Raw genomic sequence first — 16,282 nt, 5'->3', positions numbered from 1 at the left:
CGCGGTGTCGCGTGGGGGGAGGAATCCAGATGGCCAACGAGCCCAAGCAGCAGAAGCCGGAGCAGTCCGCACCCGAGCCCGAGGAGCGCAAGCGTCCGCGGACCTCCAAGGCGGACGAAGCCCGGGAAGATGGGATGCCCGGTTACGGGCAGCCCGATGAGGACGTTCGCGAGCAGTCGCTTCCGGAGCAGTCCTGGTAGCGACGCAGGGCATGCAGCGCGGGTTTCACCTCGCGCGTGTCCAACAGCGTGCATCTGGCGCGTGACCAGGCCCTGGAGTCCGATGCAGAGGCTTGGCCCCGCGCATCCGGGTTGTTAGTTCTCGAAAACGGAGCTCGCTGAAAGTGTTCCTGCGCGCGCTTCTTCTGGCGGTCGAGCGTCGCGCGCGTTCCCTCACCCGCCAATACAAGTGATGGATCCTGAATGGATCGCCGGACGTGGTCGCTCTTCGAGACGGGCATCCCGAGTTTCGACACGCTGCTGGGCGGAGGCATCCCCAGGCGACAATCCATCATCGTCGCTGGAGACCCGGGCAGCGGGAAGACGGTGCTGTGCAGCCAGATGGCCTTCCTCGCCGCGGCGCGAGGCCTGCCCGTCGTGCTGGTCACCGTCACGTCCGAACCCCACGACAAGCTCGTGGGCGAGCTGAGCAGCTTCAGCTTCTTCAAGGAGGAGCTGCTGGACGAACAGCTCTTCGTGATGAGCGCCTACTCATCGCTCAAGCAGGGCGCGAAGGAGACGCGGGACCTCATCATCCAGACGGTGCGCAAGCGGGGCGCGAAGCTGCTCTTCATCGATGGCCTTCGCGCCATCCGGGACCTCTGGCAGGACGAGGCGCGCCTGCGCGAGTTCCTCTATGAGCTGGGCATTGGCCTGGCCGCGGCGGATTGCGTCGGCCTCTTCACCACCGAGTACCCCCTGGAGAAGCTGCTGACGCTGCCCGAAGCCACCACGGTGGACGGCATCGTCTCCCTGGCGGTGGTGAAGCACGGCGCCCGCCGCATGCGCCGCGTGGAGGTCGTGAAGCTGCGCGGCCGGCCACACCTGTCGGGAGAGCACCTGATGCGCATCGACGGGGACGGAGTGTCCTTCATCCCGCGCCTGGAGGCGCTGGAGCCCATGAGGGGAGACGTGGAGCCGCCCGAGGAGCGCGTCAGCTTCGGGCTGCCAGAGCTGGACGTCTTGATGGAGGGCGGCCTGCCCCGCACGAGCGCCACGCTGCTCGCGGGCAGCATGGGCATTGGCAAGACGCTGCTGGCCGCGCACTTCGCGGTGGAGGGGGCGCGCCGGGACGAGCACTCCCTCTTCGTCTCGTTCCATGACTCCACGGCGTCGCTCGCCGCGCGGGCGCGGCGCATCCAACTGGACGTGGCGCGCTTCGTGAAAAGCGGGCTCATCACCTACCTGTACATTCCGCCGACGGAGCTGGAGGCGGACCTGGTGATGGACCGCATCTTCCAGGAGGTGGAGCGGCGGAACGTGAAGCGGCTCGTCATCGATGGCCTCACGACGCTCGAGCAGTCCATCACCGAGCGGGAGCGCAGGCCGCTCTTCCTGGGGGCGCTCGCGGAGAAGCTGCGCCGGGCGGGGGTGACGACGCTGTACACCCGGGAGGTCTCCAAGGTGGCTGGCACGGAGCTCGACTTCAGCGATGCGCCCGTCTCCATCCTCGGGGAGAACCTGCTCCTCTTGCGCTACGTGGAGCTGCGCGGGCGCATCCACCGCATCCTGTCGGTGCTCAAGATGCGCGACAGCAAGTACGACAATGACTTGCGCGAGTTCCAGATCACCGACGCAGGGATGAAGGTGCTGGCGACGATGCGCTCCGCGGAGGGGCTGCTGACGGGGCAGGCCCGGCCCATTGGGACGAGCATCGGAGCCTCGGAATGAGCGGCGTCCTCATCGCGGAGGATGAGGAAGCGCTGCTCGAGGTCTTCGCCGAGGTCGTGGAGGCGCTCGGCTACCGCGCCATCCGGGCCCACAATGGCGAAGACGCGCTCATGCTTGCGCGCACGGAGCCGCCAGACCTGGTGGTCAGCGACCACATGATGCCCCGCCGCACGGGGATGGAGCTGCTGCGCGCCATGCGGGCGGAGCCGAGTCTCGCATCGGTTCCCTTCGTGCTGCTGAGCGCCGCGCGGCCTGCGGGAAGGGAGGAGGCGGACGTCTTTCTCGCCAAGCCCGTGGACCTGAGCGCTTTTGAAGAGGCCATCACCGGTGCGCTTCGCTCGAGGCCGCCCGTGGCCGTGCCGACCCTCCCCGGGCCGAAAGGCCCCACGGACACGCGCAGGGGGCCCTTCCTGGCCCGTGAGGAGGTGCTCAACTGGGTGGCCCATGAGCTGAAGACGCCGCTTTCCTCGGCCCGCCTCAACGCCCAGGTCCTGCAGCGCAAGGTGGAGAAGCGGGGCGAGGAGGACGAGCTCCGTTCGGCGGAAGCCGTACTGCGGCAACTGGACCGGATGAACCACCTCATCTCCTCCATCCTGGACGCTTCACGCCTGTCCGAAGGCAAGGTGGAGCTGCGGCCCAGGCAGGGCGACATCGCCGTCTTCCTCCGGGAGCTCATCCAGGAGTGGCGTGACCTGGAACCGCAGGTGGACTTCGTGCTGCGGGGAGTGGAGGCGCCCGTGTTCATTCCCTTCGACGGGGAGCGGGTGCGGCAGGTGCTCAACAACCTGCTCTCCAACGCGGTGAAGTACGGGGGCGAGGCACGGCGGGTCGAACTGGGCCTCTCCCTGCACCCCGGGCTGGCGGACATCCACGTCCGGGATTGGGGCATCGGCATCTCCGCGGGGGCGCTTCCCTCCGTCTTCGAGCGCTTCCAGCGGGCGGACGGCGAGCCCGCCCAGGGGCATGGCCTGGGGCTCTACATCGCCTCGTCGCTGGCGAAGCTGCACGGCGGCTCGTTGTCGGTGAAGTCCGTGCTGGGGGAGGGGGCGACCTTCCACCTTCGGCTGCCCCTGAGCCGGCGTTCCGTGTCCTAGCCGGCCAGCGCGCGGACGTGCGGCACGTGCCGCACGAGCGCGTCCACCACGCGCGCCACGTCCGCTTCAGTCGTGCCGGGGCCCATGCTGAAGCGAAGGCTGCCTCGGGCCTGCGCGGGCGACAGGCCCATGGCCCGCAGGACATGCGACGGCGTCAACGTGCCGGACGCGCAGGCGGCGCCGGAGGACACGCAGATGCCCTCCAGATCCAGGGCGATGAGCAGCGACTCACCCTCCACGCCGTCGAAGCGCAGGTTGCTGGTGTTGGGCACGCGTGGGGCCGCGCCGCCGTTGATGTGCACGCCGGGCAGTCGCGCCGTCACTTCCCGTTCGAATGCATCGCGGAGCGTGGTCAGCCGCGCCGTTGTCTCACACAGCTCCGCATCGGCCAACGTGAGCGCCAGCGCCAGCGCCTCCGCGTAGGGCACGTTCTGCGTCCCTCCGCGACGGCCGCCTTCCTGGTGGCCCGGCGTGAGCGCGCGGACGTCCACGCTCTTGCGGACCATCAGCACGCCCACGCCCGGAGGGCCGCCGAACTTGTGCGCGGACAGGGACAGGAGGTCCGCGTCCACCTCGCGCAGGGACAGGGGCACCTTGCCCGCGGCCTGCACCGCGTCCGTGTGGAACAGCACGCCGCGCTGCCGGCACGCGAGCGCCACCTCCCGCGCGGGCTGGAGCACGCCCGTCTCGTTGTTGGCCCACATCAACGAGCACAAGGCCGCGTCCGGCGTCAGGGCCTCCAGCATGTCGGCTTCGCGCACGCGCCCGTCCGGACCGGGCGCCACCCGCACGACGTGGGCGCCTTCCCGCTCCAACTGCGCCACCGCGCCCAGCAGGGCGGGGTGCTCCACCGCGGAAGTCACCACCCGTCGCCGGTCGGGCTGGGGCCGCATGTGCCAGGCGCCCACGAGCGCCAGCGCGTCCGCCTCACTGCCGGAGCCGGTGAAGCTGACTTCCTTCGGCTCACAGCCGAGCACGCGGGCCACCTGCGCCCGCGCCGCGTCCAACCGGGCCCGGGCCGCGCGGCCCTCCTGGTGCACGCTGGACGCATTGCCATAACCGCTCGACGCGAAGGCGCGCGACAGCAGCGCCGCCACCTCCGCTCGCACCGGCGCGGCCGCGTTGTAGTCCCAGTACGTCACGAGTCCTGCGCGTACAGCAGCGACACCGGCCGCTGGTCGGCGACGCCGAACGCCTCCAGGAACTTGGCCACCAGCTCGCGCTTGAGCGCCTTGCGCTGCGCCAGCTTCCCGGACAGCGGCAGCCGCGCTCCGGCCATGCTGCCGTGGCCGCCGGACGAGCCGCCGTAGTCCTCGCAGATTTCGCGGATGAGGCGCCCCGCGTTCATCCGCCGGTCCTTGACGCGCAAGCTGAGGAAGAGCTGGTTGCGGTACGTCCCGAAGGCCAGCGACCACTTCATGCCTTCGAGGAACATCAGCCGCTCGGCCACCTCCGCCACCATGTCCGGGGAGTAGACCTCCTCCAGGTCGGTGATGATGGCCGTCCCGTACACCTTCGCCCGCTCGTAGGCCGTGTGGTAGAGCTGGAAGTAGCGCGCGGGCAGCTCGGGATGCTCAATCTGCGCCAGCAGCATCTTGTCCATGCGCGGGAACAGCCACAGGTAGCTGTCCACGTCCGTGGGCGTCGTCTCCCGGCCCAGGTCGCGCGTGTCCGCCTTGATGCCGTAGAACAGGCCGGTGGCCACCTCCGCGGAGGGCTCCAACCGGGCCGCGCGCAGGTACTCCACCAGCATGGTGGACGTGGCTCCGAAGTCGCCGCCCACGTCTGCGAAAGGGGCCTCCAGGCTCTCCTGGCGCAGCGGGTGGTGGTCCACCACCAGGTGCGCTTGCAGCCGCGCGGGCAGGGAGTGGTTGCCCACCTTGGGCTGCGTGTCCACCAGCCCGAAGAGGTCGTACTCGTCGAAGTCGATGGTCGACACGTGCGAGACGGGCAGGCGCAGCACCTTCACGAAGGCGATGTTCTCCGCCCGGCCGATGATGCCGCCGTAGCCGATGTGGGCCTTCAGGCCCGCCTTGCGCTCGAGCAGGTGCGCCAGGGCCACCGCCGCCGCCAGCGCGTCCGGGTCCGGATTGTCGTGGGTGAGGATGAGCGCCTTGTGGTGGCCCTGGGCCACTCGCAGGAGCCGCTCCAGCTTGTCACGGGCTGGCATATGGGCCAGCCGCGGTGGCGGGGGCTCCGTCAGCTCGCCTCCCGAGCTTCCGGTTCCGCGGCGGCTGTTGAGGGACTGTGTCACGGGCATGGGTATTCTTCTTACTTCCTCCCGTCCGGGGATTCGAGGATCCGGGGTCTGTTGCCAACACACCAATGGTGTCGACGGACCCCGCATCCTTCACGACGCGCGAGAGGAGCGTGAGCCTGCGCGCTCCCTCGCCGGGCCGCCGCGGGACGTGGACTAGCTGTTCAGGGCCTTGTACTTGCGCCCCAGGTCCCGGAAGTACTTCATGCCGTTGTCGAGCGAGTTCTCCATCGCGTCCATCAGCACCGTCCGGAAGCCCGCCGCGGGTCCCCGGAAGGACTCGTAGTAGCGCTGCCGGTCGATGGAGTGGATGACAGCGGGCATGTAGCCGTTGCGCAGCAGGATGAGGTTGCTGCACATGCGCCCCACCTTCCCGCTGTGCTCGGTGAAGGGGAAGATCTGCACGAACTTGTGCTGGACCGTGGCCGCCTGCTTGATGGGGTGGAACTCGCGGAACTCGGCGCTGGCCGTGTAGTCCACGAGCTTCTCCAGCTCCGGCTGGATCTTCGCCGGCTGGGAGATGTCGTGGAAGTACGTGCGGTGCAGCGGCATGTCCTTGCGCAGCCCGGACCTGTCGCGTTCCTTGGCCAGCTCCTTCTCCGTGCGCTCGCGGCGCTCCATGCGCGCGCGCTCCGTCTGGGCCTCCGGCGTGTTGCCCAGGAAGAGGTCGTGCATCCGCTTGATGGTGGTCAGCGTGATTTGCGCCTGCTTCTTGGCGCCCGCTGCCTCCTCTCGGATGAAGTCACAGACGGCCTTGTGGTTCCGGATTTCGAGGACCACCGGAATCATGGAGGCTTCCGCGCTGGTTCGATGAGGGAACAGCGCGGCCATCAGTTCCTGATGGGTGTAGACGACTCCCTCTAGCGCGGCGTCGTGGTAGATCCACGACATCTCCATCTTGTCCAAGAACTCGCGCGCGTCCGGCTTGTCCTTGTAGATGTCGAGGTACCCACGCAGCGTTTCGTTCTTCTCGTCGATGTCCTGGTAGCGTTCCTTCACGGACTGCGGCTCCTTCTCGCTGCGGGTCCGCCGCGGGCGGTACTCGAAGCATGCGGCCGAGCGGTACAACGGCGCGTGGATTCTAGAAATTCCGCGCGGTTGTAACAACGAAATCATCACAGATTGACGAGGAACACCTCGCACGCCTGGTCGAGCAGGTCCTTTGAGAGCGCGGGAGGTATCTGCCGGTAGCGTGCCGCGTCCCGGATGAGGCTCACCAGGTCCCGAGGGTGGCACGAGCGAAGCTCCATGCTCCGCGGCTTGTAGTAGTGCTCGATGAGGTACGTGACGGCCTGGTCCACGTACGGGATTCCCGCTGCCTCGCAGACGCGACTGAAGATTTCCCGGTAAGCCTCTTCGTCGGGGTTCCCGACCTCAATCTTGTACTTGATGCGGCGCAGGAAGGCCTCGTCCACCAGTTCCTTGGGGTCCAGGTTGGTGGAGAAGACGAGGAGCTGGTCGAAGGGGATTTCGAACTTCTTGCCCGTGTGAAGGGTGAGGAAGTCCACCCGCTTCTCCAGGGGGACAATCCACCGGTTGAGCAGGTCCGTGGGGTGGACCTTCTGGCGGCCGAAGTCGTCGATGAGGAGCATGCCGCCGTTGGCCTTCACCTGGAACGGGGCCTCGTAGAAGCGGGTGCTCTCCGAATAGATGAGGTCCAGCATCGCCAGCGTCAGCTCGCCGCCCACGACGACGGAGGGCCGGCGGCACAGGAGCCACCGGTTGTCCATTTCGAAGGTCTGCCGGCGGCCGGAGGCGTCCCGGCCGACCTCCAGCGACACCGGCGTGTGGATGAGCCGGTCGTGGACCTGGATGATTTGGTTCCCAATCTCCAGGCAGTGGGGGACGAAGACCTCGCCGCCGAACATGTTGGAGACGGCCTCGGCCAGGCTCGTCTTGCCGTTGCCGGGCGAGCCGTAGAGGAACAGCGAGCGGCCGGAGTTCACCGCCGGGCCCAGCTTGTCCATCAGCTCCGCGGGGACGGTGAGGTGGCTGAGCGCCATCACCAGCTCCTCCTGGCTGACGACGGGCGTCTCCTCCGTCTGGCTGGTGATGAGCGCGTTGTACTGCTCAATGGGGACCGGCGCGGGGCCCACGTAGGTGGTGCGGGTGAGGGCGTCTCGCGCGTACTCGCGGCCCTTCTCCGACAGGATGAACTCCACGGACGCGCGGCCAAAGCCCTTGCCGCCGCGCAGGTCCACCAGCTTCTCCGTGGCGAGGAAGTCCACCACGTGCTCGATGACGCCTGGCCACGGCAGCCGCATCTCGTCCGCGATGCCCATGCCCGTGCCCGTGCCCGCGTAATAGAGGTACTTCAGGGCGATGTCGGACAGGATGCCCATCTTGAGCCCCGTGTCCTCCACCGACTTCGGCTCCGGTGGAGCGATGTCGAGGATGGATGGGTTCTCGAGCTTGAACGGATTGTCGTCGTAGTCGTAGCCAGCGGGAGGAGCCATCAAGCCCCGTTCTAGCCCATTCGATGGGCGGTCGGGCGCGGGACGTGGCCTCTTCCCTGACTGCCCGCCCCCCTCCCATGCCGAAGAGGGGGGCGAAGCGGGGGGCTCAGATGTACGTGAGCCACTCCGCGTACTTCGGCTCCTGGCCGCGCACGATGCGGAAGTACATGTCCTGCACGTACCGGGTGATGGGGCCGGGCTTGCCGTCGCCCACCTGGCGGTTGTCCACCTCGCGCACGGGGGTGATCTCCGCCGCCGTGCCGCAGAGGAAGATCTCGTTGGTGATGTAGAGCGCGTCGCGGGTGAAGGTGACCTCCTCCACCGTGCGGCCGCTGTCGCGCAGGATGTGCAGCACCGTGTCGCGGGTGATGCCGTCCAGGATGGGGCCGGACAGCGGGGGCGTCTTGATGATGCCCTTCTTGTTCACCTGGAAGATGTTCTCTCCGGAGGCCTCGGCCACGAAGCCGCTGATGTCCAGGAGGATGGCCTCGTCGTAGCCCGCCAGCACCGCCTCGCGCTTGGCGAGGATGGAGTTGACGTACTGGCCGGTAATCTTCCCGCGCACCATGTTCACGTTGACGTGCATGCGCGTGTACGAGCTGACCTTGGCGCGGATGCCTTCCTTGATGCCCTTGTCGCCCAGGTACGCGCCCCAGTCCCAGGCCGTCACGGCCGTGCGGGTGGGGTTCACCGCGCCCAGGCCCATGGCGCCGTCGCCCATGAAGGCCACCGGCCGCAGGTACGCGCCGTTGGCGAACAGGTCCTTCTGCGCGCGGAGCAGATTCACGCACGCGTCGAAGAGCTCGTCCTCGGTGTACGGAATCTTCAGCATGATGATGTGCGCCGAGTCGAGCAGCCGGCGGACGTGCTCACGCAGCCGGAAGACGGCCAGCCGTCCGTCGTGCGTCTTGTATGCGCGGATGCCCTCGAAGACACCCAGGCCATAGTGAAGCGCGTGCGTCATCAGATGCACGTGGCCCTCGTCCCATTTCATCAGTCGGCCGTCGAGCCAGATTTGCTCGGCGCGCACTCCACTACTCGAGGTCGAGCTCATTCGTTGTTCCTTCGCCTGGATGTTGATGGGGGACAGCCAGGGCCTTCTAGCCAGTGAAACCTATGAGGTCAAAGCGTGTTTCTCGTCCCGAAACAGTCACAGCACTGGTGGCAGGGGGGCGAGCATCCGACGGAGGAACGGGAGGTCCTCCGCGAGTGCCGCCCTGCCGAATTGTAACGCCTTCGAGGCCAGTTCCACCGACGGTACGACGTCTAGCGGTGACAGTGTTCGCGGAAAGCGTTTGACGTGGTGCGTATAGGGAAGGTTCGGCGCCACCGTCATCGCGGCGAGCCGCTGGAGGGGCAGCCAGAAGGGCGTGGTCAGCTTCGGGGCGAAGCCGTCGAGCGCGAGGATGAACGCGTTGCGCGTGCCGATGCGGCCTCGGGCCACTGCCTTCCACGCCGCCTTCGCTGGCAGGTTGTCCACCAGTCCTCCGTCGATGAGCCTCGCGACGCCGTGCTGGCCCATGAGTCCTTCCACCAACGTGTGCATGCCGGGGTCCTCGCGCAGCACGTCGTAGTGGATGACGCCGGGCAGCGCGGAGGAGAAGCCCGCGGCGTCGAGCGCGTCGAAGTCGCCGGTGGTGTCGTCCGCACCCAGGTAGAGGCGGGCGGTGATTTCGGGGCGGGTGAAGAGTTCGGCCATGGCACCCATGGCGGCTTGGATGCGGCGTGCCACGCCCGCGGGGTTGAGCAGACCCAGCGGACTGGTGCCCAGCAGGCGCTCGTAATACTCCAGCGGCCGGGGAAGCATGCCGCGGCGGATGCCGCCCACGGCGATGAGCGTCGGCACCGGCAAGTCCTTGAGCCGCATGCCACTGTTCTCCGGTCCCGCGCTGAAGAAGCGGCCCAGCCCCGCGCGCAGAAACAGCCGCAGCGCGGCGGGCAGGCCATAGCGGCTCTCCGTGGAGATGAAGCGGAAGAGCTTCCGGAAGGAAAGCCCGCGGACGATGTTGATCATGTCCGTGGCGTCGAAGCGCGTCAGGCGCGAGCGCATGATGGCCAGGATGGCGCCCATGGACGTCCCGGCGAGCAGGCGCGGCTCCAGGCCGTATTCGTCCAGGAGGCTCATCGCTCCCAGGTAGACGTAGGCCGTGCCGCCGCCGCCACCGGTGACCAGCACCAGTTCCTTGTGCCGGATTTCCCGGTCCAGTGCCTCGGGGGGAACGCGCCCGCGCAGCCGCTGCGCCACCATGTCGCGCGCCTTGGCGGCGTGCTGGCGCAGGTCCTTCACGTGCGGCATCAGCCGGTCCCGCGTGGGCGGGAAGGGGGCTTTGAGGATGGGGCCCAGGCGGCGCTCCACCTCCTCGCGAAATGGGGTGAGCAGCGCGCCCACGCCCACGTCGCGTTCGCCGTGCCGCACCTTGTAGAGGCGCGCCAGCGACAGGGCGGTGCGGAGGATGGCTTCCTCGCGCGGGTCGACCAGAGCCGCGTTCGCCAGCGATGCGCGCACGAGGCGGAGCTCCATCTCCTCGAGCGGCCGGGTGATCTGGAAGCGTTCCTTCAGCAGCACGCGCTTCGAGGGCCCGTCAGGCCTGGGCGATCTGCGAGAGGTTGGCCTTCGCCTTCTCGATGTCGCCTTCGTACTTGAGGACGAGGTTCAGCGTGGAGGCCACCACGTCGGCGGTGAGCTGCTCCGCGTTCAGCAGCGCCAGGCTCTGGGCCCAGTCGAGCGTCTCGCTGATGGAGGGCGCCTTCTTCAGGTCGAGCGAGCGGATGGCGGCCACCGCTTCCACCACCTGCTCCGCCAGCACCTGGGGCACCTGGGGCAGTCGCGAGCGGACGATGCGCAGCTCGCGCTCGCGGTCCGGGAAGTCGATGTGCAGGTGGAGGCAGCGGCGCTTGAGCGCGTCGGACAGCTCTCGCGCGGCGTTGGAGGTGAGCAGCACGCGGGGGATGTGCTTCGCCCGGAAGGTGCCCAGCTCGGGGATGGTGACGGCGTTGTCGGAGAGCACCTCCAGCAGGAAGGCCTCGAACTCCGGGTCCGCCTTGTCGATTTCGTCCACCAGCAGCAGGGCGGGGCGCTCGGAGAGCTGGGCCTTCAGCACCGGGCGGGGCAGCAGGAAGCGTTCAGAGAAGAACACCGCGTCGCTGGAGGCCAGCCGGTCCGCCGCCTGCGCCAGCGTGGTGGTGCCCTGCACCATGTCCCCAATCTTGTCCTTGAGGAGCTGGGTGTAGAGCAGCTGCTTGGCGTACTCCCACTCGTAGAGGGCCTTCGCCTCGTCCAGGCCCTCGTAGCACTGGAGCCGGATGAACTCGCGGCCCAGCGCCTGGGCCAGTGCCTTGGCCAGCTCTGTCTTGCCGACGCCGGCGGGGCCTTCCACCAGGATGGGCTTGTTCATCCGGTCCGCCAGGAAGGCCGCCGTGGCGATCTCCGGCGAGGATAGATAGCCCACCTGCTCCAGGCGATTCTCCGCGTCCTCCACGCTGGTGAAGGCGTGGCTCTCAACCGTCGAAGGGGTGCTCACCCGGTGAACTTAACCGACGCCCTCCTGGGGACTGCGGCAAAAATGCCAGGGTTCCGGCGTCGTCATCGTGGCCCGTTCGCCTCGCTGCCTGGCAAACCCGCGTAACTCTGGAGGGAAATTTTCTGCGCAACGTGGGCACACCTCGTGCATCTCAGAGTTTCCAATCGGTATTCAGGGAGGTGAGCGGTCATGGTGTGGGCGTGGTTGCGGATGGTGATGATGGTGGCAGTGGTCCTGCTTCCGGGCGGCTTCCCGCTGCTGCTGGCCTATGTCGCCTTGCGTACACTCCGCAGCAGTTGGCGCCGTGCCCAGGAGGAGGCCCAGACGGGGGGCCGCGTGGTGTCGCTCCGGGACGTCGTCTCCACGCTCCACTTCAAGGAGCTGGTCCGCGAGGCACGCGCCGCGCTCTGAGCGCGGATGGAACCGCTCGACGCTTCCTGGCTTGAAACTGAGACGGCCCTGACACACCTGCCCGGCTAGGGCATGGATGTCAGGGCCGTCTCATTGTGGACTCGGGGTTCCGAGGCCGAGGCCGTCGGGATTCCGGCGGGGTGCCGGAATCCCGGCGCCGTTACTTGTCCAGCTCGTCCACCAGGGCCGTCCAGTCGTCGTCTTCCTTGGCCGTGGGCAACTGGATGACCAGGGTCCGGTCGGTGGGCTCGGACTCGTCACTCAGCGCCGCCGGCGGGGCGGGAGCCGGAGCAGGGGCCTTCTTCGCGGCAGCCTGGGCCGCAGGCTTGGCGGCCGGCTTCTTCGCCGGGGCCTGGGCCGCGGCGGCGGGCGCGATGACCTGGTTGAGCTGCGTCCTCACGGCCAGCTCGTCGTCCTCGGCCGCCGCGGGCTTGGCGGCGGCCTTGGCCGGGGTGGCCGGGGTGGCGGACTTGCTCTTGTACCGGGCCAGCTCCAGCTCGGCGACCTTGAGGGCCTTGCTCTTCTCCTGCACGGACTGCTGCAGGCGGGCGACCTCCTGCGCCTTGATGGCGTCGCGACGCTCCAGCTCCGCCTTCTGCTTGGCGGCGAGGTCTTCCTGCTCCTTGGCGTGCCGCGCCTCCAGGTCCTTGCGCTCCTTCTGCGCGGCGGCCAGGCGGGTGGAGGCCTCGTGGGCCTTGCTCTCGGCGGCGGCCACCTTGGCGTTGAGCTCCTTCTCCGCGCGGGACTTGGCGCCCTGCGCGTTCTCCACCGCCAGCTCCAGGTCCTGAATCTTCTTCGCGCGCGCGCTCAGCTGGCCCTGCAGGTCCTTGGCCCTGGCGTCGGCCTCGCTGGCCTGCGTCTGGGCGTCCTGCGCGAACTGGGCGATGCGCTGCTCGGCCTTGGCCAGCTTCGCGGCCAGTTCGTCCGCCGCGCGCTTGGCGTCGGCACGTTCCTGGTTCGCCTGCTGGGCCTGCTGCTGGAGCCGGGCCTCGGCCTGCTGGAGCTGGCCTGCGAGGCCGTCCCGCTCGGCGGTGAGTTTCTGCTGGGCGGCGCCCGCGGCGCGCAGCTGGTCCTCGCGGCCCGCCAGCGCCTTGCGGCCCTGTTCGAGCTGCTCGTTGAGACCGGCAATCTGCTGCCCCAGGCCCTCGGCCTGACGGCGGGCCTCGGTGGCCTGCGTCTGGAGCTTGGCCTCCAGGGCCTTGAGCTGCTCGGTGCGGGTGGCGACCTCGCGGTTGAGCACCTCCGCCTGACGCATCTTCTCCTGCGTCACGTGGGTGAGCTTGCGGAGCGTGTCCGACAGCTCGGTGCCCTTCTGCGTCAGGTCGTTCTGGAGGAGCTCCTCGCGGCGCTGCGACTCCTCGGTGAGCGTGTGCAGCCGCTCCTCGAGGTGGGCCCGGGTGTTCTCCGTCTGCGCCAGCGTGGCGGTGAGCTGCGTCAGCTCGGCGACGCGGGTGCCCAGCTCGTGCTTGGTGAGGGTGAGGTGCTCGCCCAGGTCCTCGCCATGGGCACGCGCCTCGGCCAGCTGGCCTTCCAGCGCGGTCTGGGCGCTCGCGGCGGCCTTCCGGCTCTCCTGGTGCGAGTGCTGCTCGCGCGCCAGCGCGTCGCGGGTGGCGGCGAGCTGGCCGTGGGTCTGCTCCAGCGTCTGGCTGGTGGCTTCCAACTCGGAGCGGAGTCCGTCGCGCTCACTGGTGAGGTCACCGATGTGCGCGCTCGTCTCCGCGGCCAGCTTCTCGTGCGCGGCCCGCTCGGCCTCATAGTTGCCCTGCGTCTCGGACAGCTCGCTGCGGAGCTGGCCAATCTGCCCGGTGAGGTCCTGCTCCAGCGCGTCCTTCGCGGCGCCCAGGTCCGCCAGCTCCGCGATGCGCTGGTCGCGCTCGCGGGTGGTGTGCGCCAGCGTGTCGCTGGTCTCCTGGAGCGCGCCGCGCGTGTCCTCCAGCGCCGCATGCGTCTGCTGGAGCGTCTGGGAGGTGGCCTCCAGCTCGCCACGCGTCTCCGCCAGCGTGCCTTCGGTGCTGGCGAGCGTGTTCTGCGTGTCGGCGAGCTGCTGCTCCGTCTGCGCCAGCGTCTGCTGTGTCTGCTGGAGCGTCTGGCTGGTGGCGTCCAGCTCGCCGCGCGTCTCCGCCAGCGCGCCTTCCGTCTGCGCCAGCGTCTGCTGTGTCTGCTGGAGCGTCTGGCTGGTGGCATCCAGCTCGCCGCGCGTCTCCGCGAGCGCGCCTTCCGTGTTGGAGAGGGTCTGCTGCGTCTGGGCCAGCGTCTGGCTGGTGGCGTCCAGCTCGCCGCGCGTCTGCGCCAGCGCGCCTTCCGTGTCGGAAAGGGCCTGCTGCGTCTGGGCCAGCGTCTGGCTGGTGGCGTCCAGCTCGCCGCGCGTCTCCGCCAGCGTGCCTTCAGTGCTGGCGAGCGTGTTCTGCGTGTCGGCGAGCTGCTGCTCCGTCTGCGCCAGCGTCTGCTGCGTCTGGGCCAGCGTCTGGCTGGTGGCCTCCAGGTCTCCGCTCAGCTCGGAGATGCGCTGGTCGCGCGCGGCCACGTCCCCTTGCAGGGATTCGATGGTGGACTCCCGCTGGGAGACCGTGTCCTCCAGTTGGGCCACGCGCGCGGAGAGCTGTTCGCCGGTCCGCTGCGAGTCATCGAGCTGCCGCTGCGTCTCCTCGAGCTGCGAGGTGAGCGCTTGAATCTGGCCGGTGAGGTCCGCTTCGAGCTCGGCCTTGGCGGAGCGCAGCTCCTCCAACTGACGGGAGAGGTCCGCCTCCAGCGCGTCCTTCGCCTGGGAGAGGGCCTGGAGCCGGTCGTTGAGGTCCGTCTCCAGCTCGTCCTTGGCCTGTCCCAGCGCCTGGAGCTCCGCAGTCAGCTCATTCTCGCGGTCCTCCAGGTGCGTCTTGACAGCCTCGACTTCGCCCTCGAGCTCGCCGATGCGCTCCAGCTGCTGCTGGATGTTGGCGTTGAGCTCCGCCTCGGTGTGCTCGTTCCGAGCGATGGTCTCCGACAGCTCGCGCTCGAGCGTGCCGAGCTTCGCGTCACGCTCCTCGATGCGCTGGGTGAGCTCGGCCTCCTGGGCGTCCTTGTCCAGCCGGAGCTGGTCGCGCTCGCCCGTGGTTCGCGCGAGGTCCGCCTCCAGGTCCGCGACCTGCTGGCTGAGCTTCGCCTCCAGCGCATCGCGCTCGGCGTTGAGCCGGTGGATTTCCGCGTCAGCCTGGGTGCCGTGCTCCTCGGCACGGGCAGCGCGGGCTTCCAGGCCGCGCACGGTGGTGTCGCGCTCCTGCTCGGTCTGCTGCAGCCGCTCCTGGAGGGCCTGGATTTCACCGTCCAGCTCGGCGAAGCGCTGGTCACGCTCGCTGATGGTGCGGTTCAGCTCGGACTCGAAGTCGTCACCGCGCTTCGTCAGCCGCGCGATTTCGCCTTCATTCGCGAGGATGGTGTCCTGGAGCTTCTGCTCCTTGACCTCGAACTCGAGCGTGACGACGCCGAGGTGCTTCTCCAGCTTGTCGTACTCGTTGCGGCCGTGCTCCAGCTCGCCGGCGCGGCGGCTCAGCTCCTCCTCGGCGCGGGAGACTTCCCGGCGCAGGAGGTTGATGTCCTTCTCCTTGGAGGCGACGACCTCGATGAGGTCCTTCTCGGCGGAGAACTTCTGGAGGAGCAGGTCATCGACGGTGGCGCCGTGCTCGCGCTCCTTCTGGATGGTGGCCTGCTGGGCCTCGTTGAAGCGGCGCAGCAGGTCGTCCACCTGCATCTTCAAGCCCTGCAGCTCCACGTCCTTCTCGTGGATGCGGTCCTCGCCGGAGAGCAGCTCGCGCTCGCGCACGTTCCAGATTTCGGAGAGGCGGGCGAGCTGGGCCTCGCGCGTCTTCAGCTCGTCGCGGAGGATCTGGATCTTGCCCTCGGGCGTGCCCATCAGCTCGCGCCGCGGTGGCGGACGCTTGAGCTGGCGGGACTCGGCGAGCAGCTCCGCCTTGCGGTCCGCGATGGACTGGAACGTGCGGTCGAGGAACGCGCGGTCCTCTTCCGTCATCGCGCTGCGGCGCTCGCGTTTGGGCAGCTTCGGCGGGCCCCCCGCGGCGGCCTTGAGCGACGGAGGCATGGGCGGCGGTGCTTCGCGCGTCCCATTCAGCGCGGCATCCAGCGACGCGCCGGTGTCATCCGTGCCCGGCGGCACGATGCCGTGGCTCAGGGCGGCCAGCTCGCCCATCTCGAATGGGATGGCGAGGTAACCGTCCGCGGCTTGCGGCGTCTGACGATGCTGCGCCAGGCCATCCACGCCGCTCTCGGAGGAGAGCAGCAGGACCTTGAGGTTCTGACCCCACTTGCCCTTCTTGATGTTGCCGCAGAGGACGAAGCCGGACTGATCCTTCAGCTCCGCGCGGAGGACGACCAAGTCTGGTCGGCGCTTCTCCAGCTCACGCTGCGCGTCAGCCGCCGTCTCAGCCAAGGCTGTCTGGTAACCCGCACCCTTGAGCACGGTGGCCATGCTGAGCGCAAAATCATGCTCGCTTTCGACGATGAGGACCCGACGCTCCATGAAGCCCTTTGTCCCGGAAAAAGTGCTGTGAAAACCGGAACATCCTATCGGGCGCTTGTGACCCTTGGAAAGTTTCCAGGAGCAGCTCGGTTGCCAGCCTCACGAGCTCTTGCCGCGGACGACGACTTCCGAACGGACTGAGGG

Annotated in this window: 12 protein-coding genes; 4 read left to right on the top strand and 8 right to left on the bottom strand. The window is 68.5% G+C overall.

Features of this window, described 5'->3' with window-relative positions; genetic code table 11:
• The first annotated feature begins 29 nt into the window (after positions 1 to 29).
• From FL344_RS29325 to FL344_RS29315, 3 genes are all read left to right on the top strand, one after another.
• Positions 30 to 200, top strand: a complete 171-nt coding sequence (locus FL344_RS29325; protein WP_228558411.1) for a hypothetical protein — start codon at positions 30 to 32, stop codon at positions 198 to 200.
• 222 nt (positions 201 to 422) lie between these two features.
• Positions 423 to 1,889, top strand: coding sequence for an ATPase domain-containing protein (locus tag FL344_RS29320; protein WP_141620867.1), 1,467 nt, complete (start codon positions 423 to 425; stop codon positions 1,887 to 1,889).
• Positions 1,886 to 2,983 (top strand): hybrid sensor histidine kinase/response regulator, encoded by a 1,098-nt coding sequence (locus FL344_RS29315; RefSeq protein WP_141620866.1) that lies wholly within the window; start codon positions 1,886 to 1,888, stop codon positions 2,981 to 2,983. Before FL344_RS29320 ends, FL344_RS29315 begins: the two co-directional genes overlap by 4 nt.
• On the opposite strand, the gene FL344_RS29310 is transcribed toward FL344_RS29315, so the two are convergent.
• The 7 genes from FL344_RS29310 to FL344_RS29280 all read right to left on the bottom strand — a co-directional run bounded on the left by FL344_RS29310 (position 2,980) and on the right by FL344_RS29280 (position 11,217).
• Positions 2,980 to 4,125 (bottom strand): cysteine desulfurase family protein, encoded by a 1,146-nt coding sequence (locus FL344_RS29310; RefSeq protein ID WP_141620865.1) that lies wholly within the window; start codon positions 4,123 to 4,125, stop codon positions 2,980 to 2,982. The two genes, FL344_RS29315 and FL344_RS29310, sit on opposite strands and share 4 nt — an antisense overlap.
• Positions 4,122 to 5,243, bottom strand: coding sequence for a bifunctional oligoribonuclease/PAP phosphatase NrnA (locus FL344_RS29305; protein WP_141593312.1), 1,122 nt, complete (start codon positions 5,241 to 5,243; stop codon positions 4,122 to 4,124). Before FL344_RS29305 ends, FL344_RS29310 begins: the two co-directional genes overlap by 4 nt.
• Before the next feature lie 153 nt (positions 5,244 to 5,396).
• Positions 5,397 to 6,239 carry a Fic family protein gene (locus tag FL344_RS29300; protein ID WP_225888844.1) on the bottom strand — a complete coding sequence of 281 codons (843 nt, stop codon included), beginning with the start codon at positions 6,237 to 6,239 and terminating at the stop codon, positions 5,397 to 5,399.
• A 116-nt stretch (positions 6,240 to 6,355) separates the two neighbouring features.
• Positions 6,356 to 7,696 carry an AAA family ATPase gene (locus tag FL344_RS29295; protein ID WP_090492860.1) on the bottom strand — a complete coding sequence of 447 codons (1,341 nt, stop codon included), beginning with the start codon at positions 7,694 to 7,696 and terminating at the stop codon, positions 6,356 to 6,358.
• Positions 7,697 to 7,802: 106 nt separating this feature from the next.
• Positions 7,803 to 8,750 carry a branched-chain amino acid transaminase gene (locus FL344_RS29290; protein ID WP_141593314.1) on the bottom strand — a complete coding sequence of 316 codons (948 nt, stop codon included), beginning with the start codon at positions 8,748 to 8,750 and terminating at the stop codon, positions 7,803 to 7,805.
• A gap of 96 nt (positions 8,751 to 8,846) precedes the next feature.
• Complete coding sequence (locus FL344_RS29285) at positions 8,847 to 10,262, bottom strand: patatin-like phospholipase family protein (RefSeq protein WP_141620864.1); 1,416 nt, start codon at positions 10,260 to 10,262, stop codon at positions 8,847 to 8,849.
• Positions 10,263 to 10,278: 16 nt separating this feature from the next.
• On the bottom strand, positions 10,279 to 11,217 hold the full coding sequence (locus FL344_RS29280) for a MoxR family ATPase (RefSeq protein WP_090492865.1): 939 nt from the start codon (positions 11,215 to 11,217) through the stop codon (positions 10,279 to 10,281).
• A 189-nt stretch (positions 11,218 to 11,406) separates the two neighbouring features.
• On the opposite strand from FL344_RS29280, the gene FL344_RS29275 reads away from it, so the two are divergent.
• Positions 11,407 to 11,628 carry a hypothetical protein gene (locus FL344_RS29275; protein WP_140862253.1) on the top strand — a complete coding sequence of 74 codons (222 nt, stop codon included), beginning with the start codon at positions 11,407 to 11,409 and terminating at the stop codon, positions 11,626 to 11,628.
• A 160-nt stretch (positions 11,629 to 11,788) separates the two neighbouring features.
• Here the strand turns inward: FL344_RS29275 and FL344_RS29270 are convergent, their stop codons facing one another.
• On the bottom strand, positions 11,789 to 16,138 hold the full coding sequence (locus FL344_RS29270) for a response regulator (RefSeq protein WP_141620863.1): 4,350 nt from the start codon (positions 16,136 to 16,138) through the stop codon (positions 11,789 to 11,791).
• Positions 16,139 to 16,282: the final 144 nt, after the last annotated feature.

Origin of the sequence: Myxococcus sp. AB036A (assembly GCF_006547355.1) — a bacterium.
GTDB classification, from domain to species: Bacteria; Myxococcota; Myxococcia; order Myxococcales; family Myxococcaceae; genus Myxococcus; species Myxococcus virescens.
The sequence above is the reverse complement of the archived record's forward strand: the minus strand, read 5'-3'. Positions and strand labels throughout refer to the sequence as shown.

Bases quoted from the DNA above. Each gene is read 5' to 3' on its own strand.
- FL344_RS29325 (WP_228558411.1), top strand. From the start codon at position 30: ATGGCCAACGAGCCCAAGCAGCAGAAGCCGGAGCAGTCCGCACCCGAG.
- FL344_RS29320 (WP_141620867.1), top strand. From the start codon at position 423: ATGGATCGCCGGACGTGGTCGCTCTTCGAGACGGGCATCCCGAGTTTC.
- FL344_RS29315 (WP_141620866.1), top strand. From the start codon at position 1,886: ATGAGCGGCGTCCTCATCGCGGAGGATGAGGAAGCGCTGCTCGAGGTC.
- FL344_RS29305 (WP_141593312.1), bottom strand. From the start codon at position 5,243: ATGCCCGTGACACAGTCCCTCAACAGCCGCCGCGGAACCGGAAGCTCG.
- FL344_RS29295 (WP_090492860.1), bottom strand. From the start codon at position 7,696: ATGGCTCCTCCCGCTGGCTACGACTACGACGACAATCCGTTCAAGCTC.
- FL344_RS29290 (WP_141593314.1), bottom strand. From the start codon at position 8,750: ATGAGCTCGACCTCGAGTAGTGGAGTGCGCGCCGAGCAAATCTGGCTC.
- FL344_RS29275 (WP_140862253.1), top strand. From the start codon at position 11,407: ATGGTGTGGGCGTGGTTGCGGATGGTGATGATGGTGGCAGTGGTCCTG.
- FL344_RS29270 (WP_141620863.1), bottom strand. From the start codon at position 16,138: ATGGAGCGTCGGGTCCTCATCGTCGAAAGCGAGCATGATTTTGCGCTC.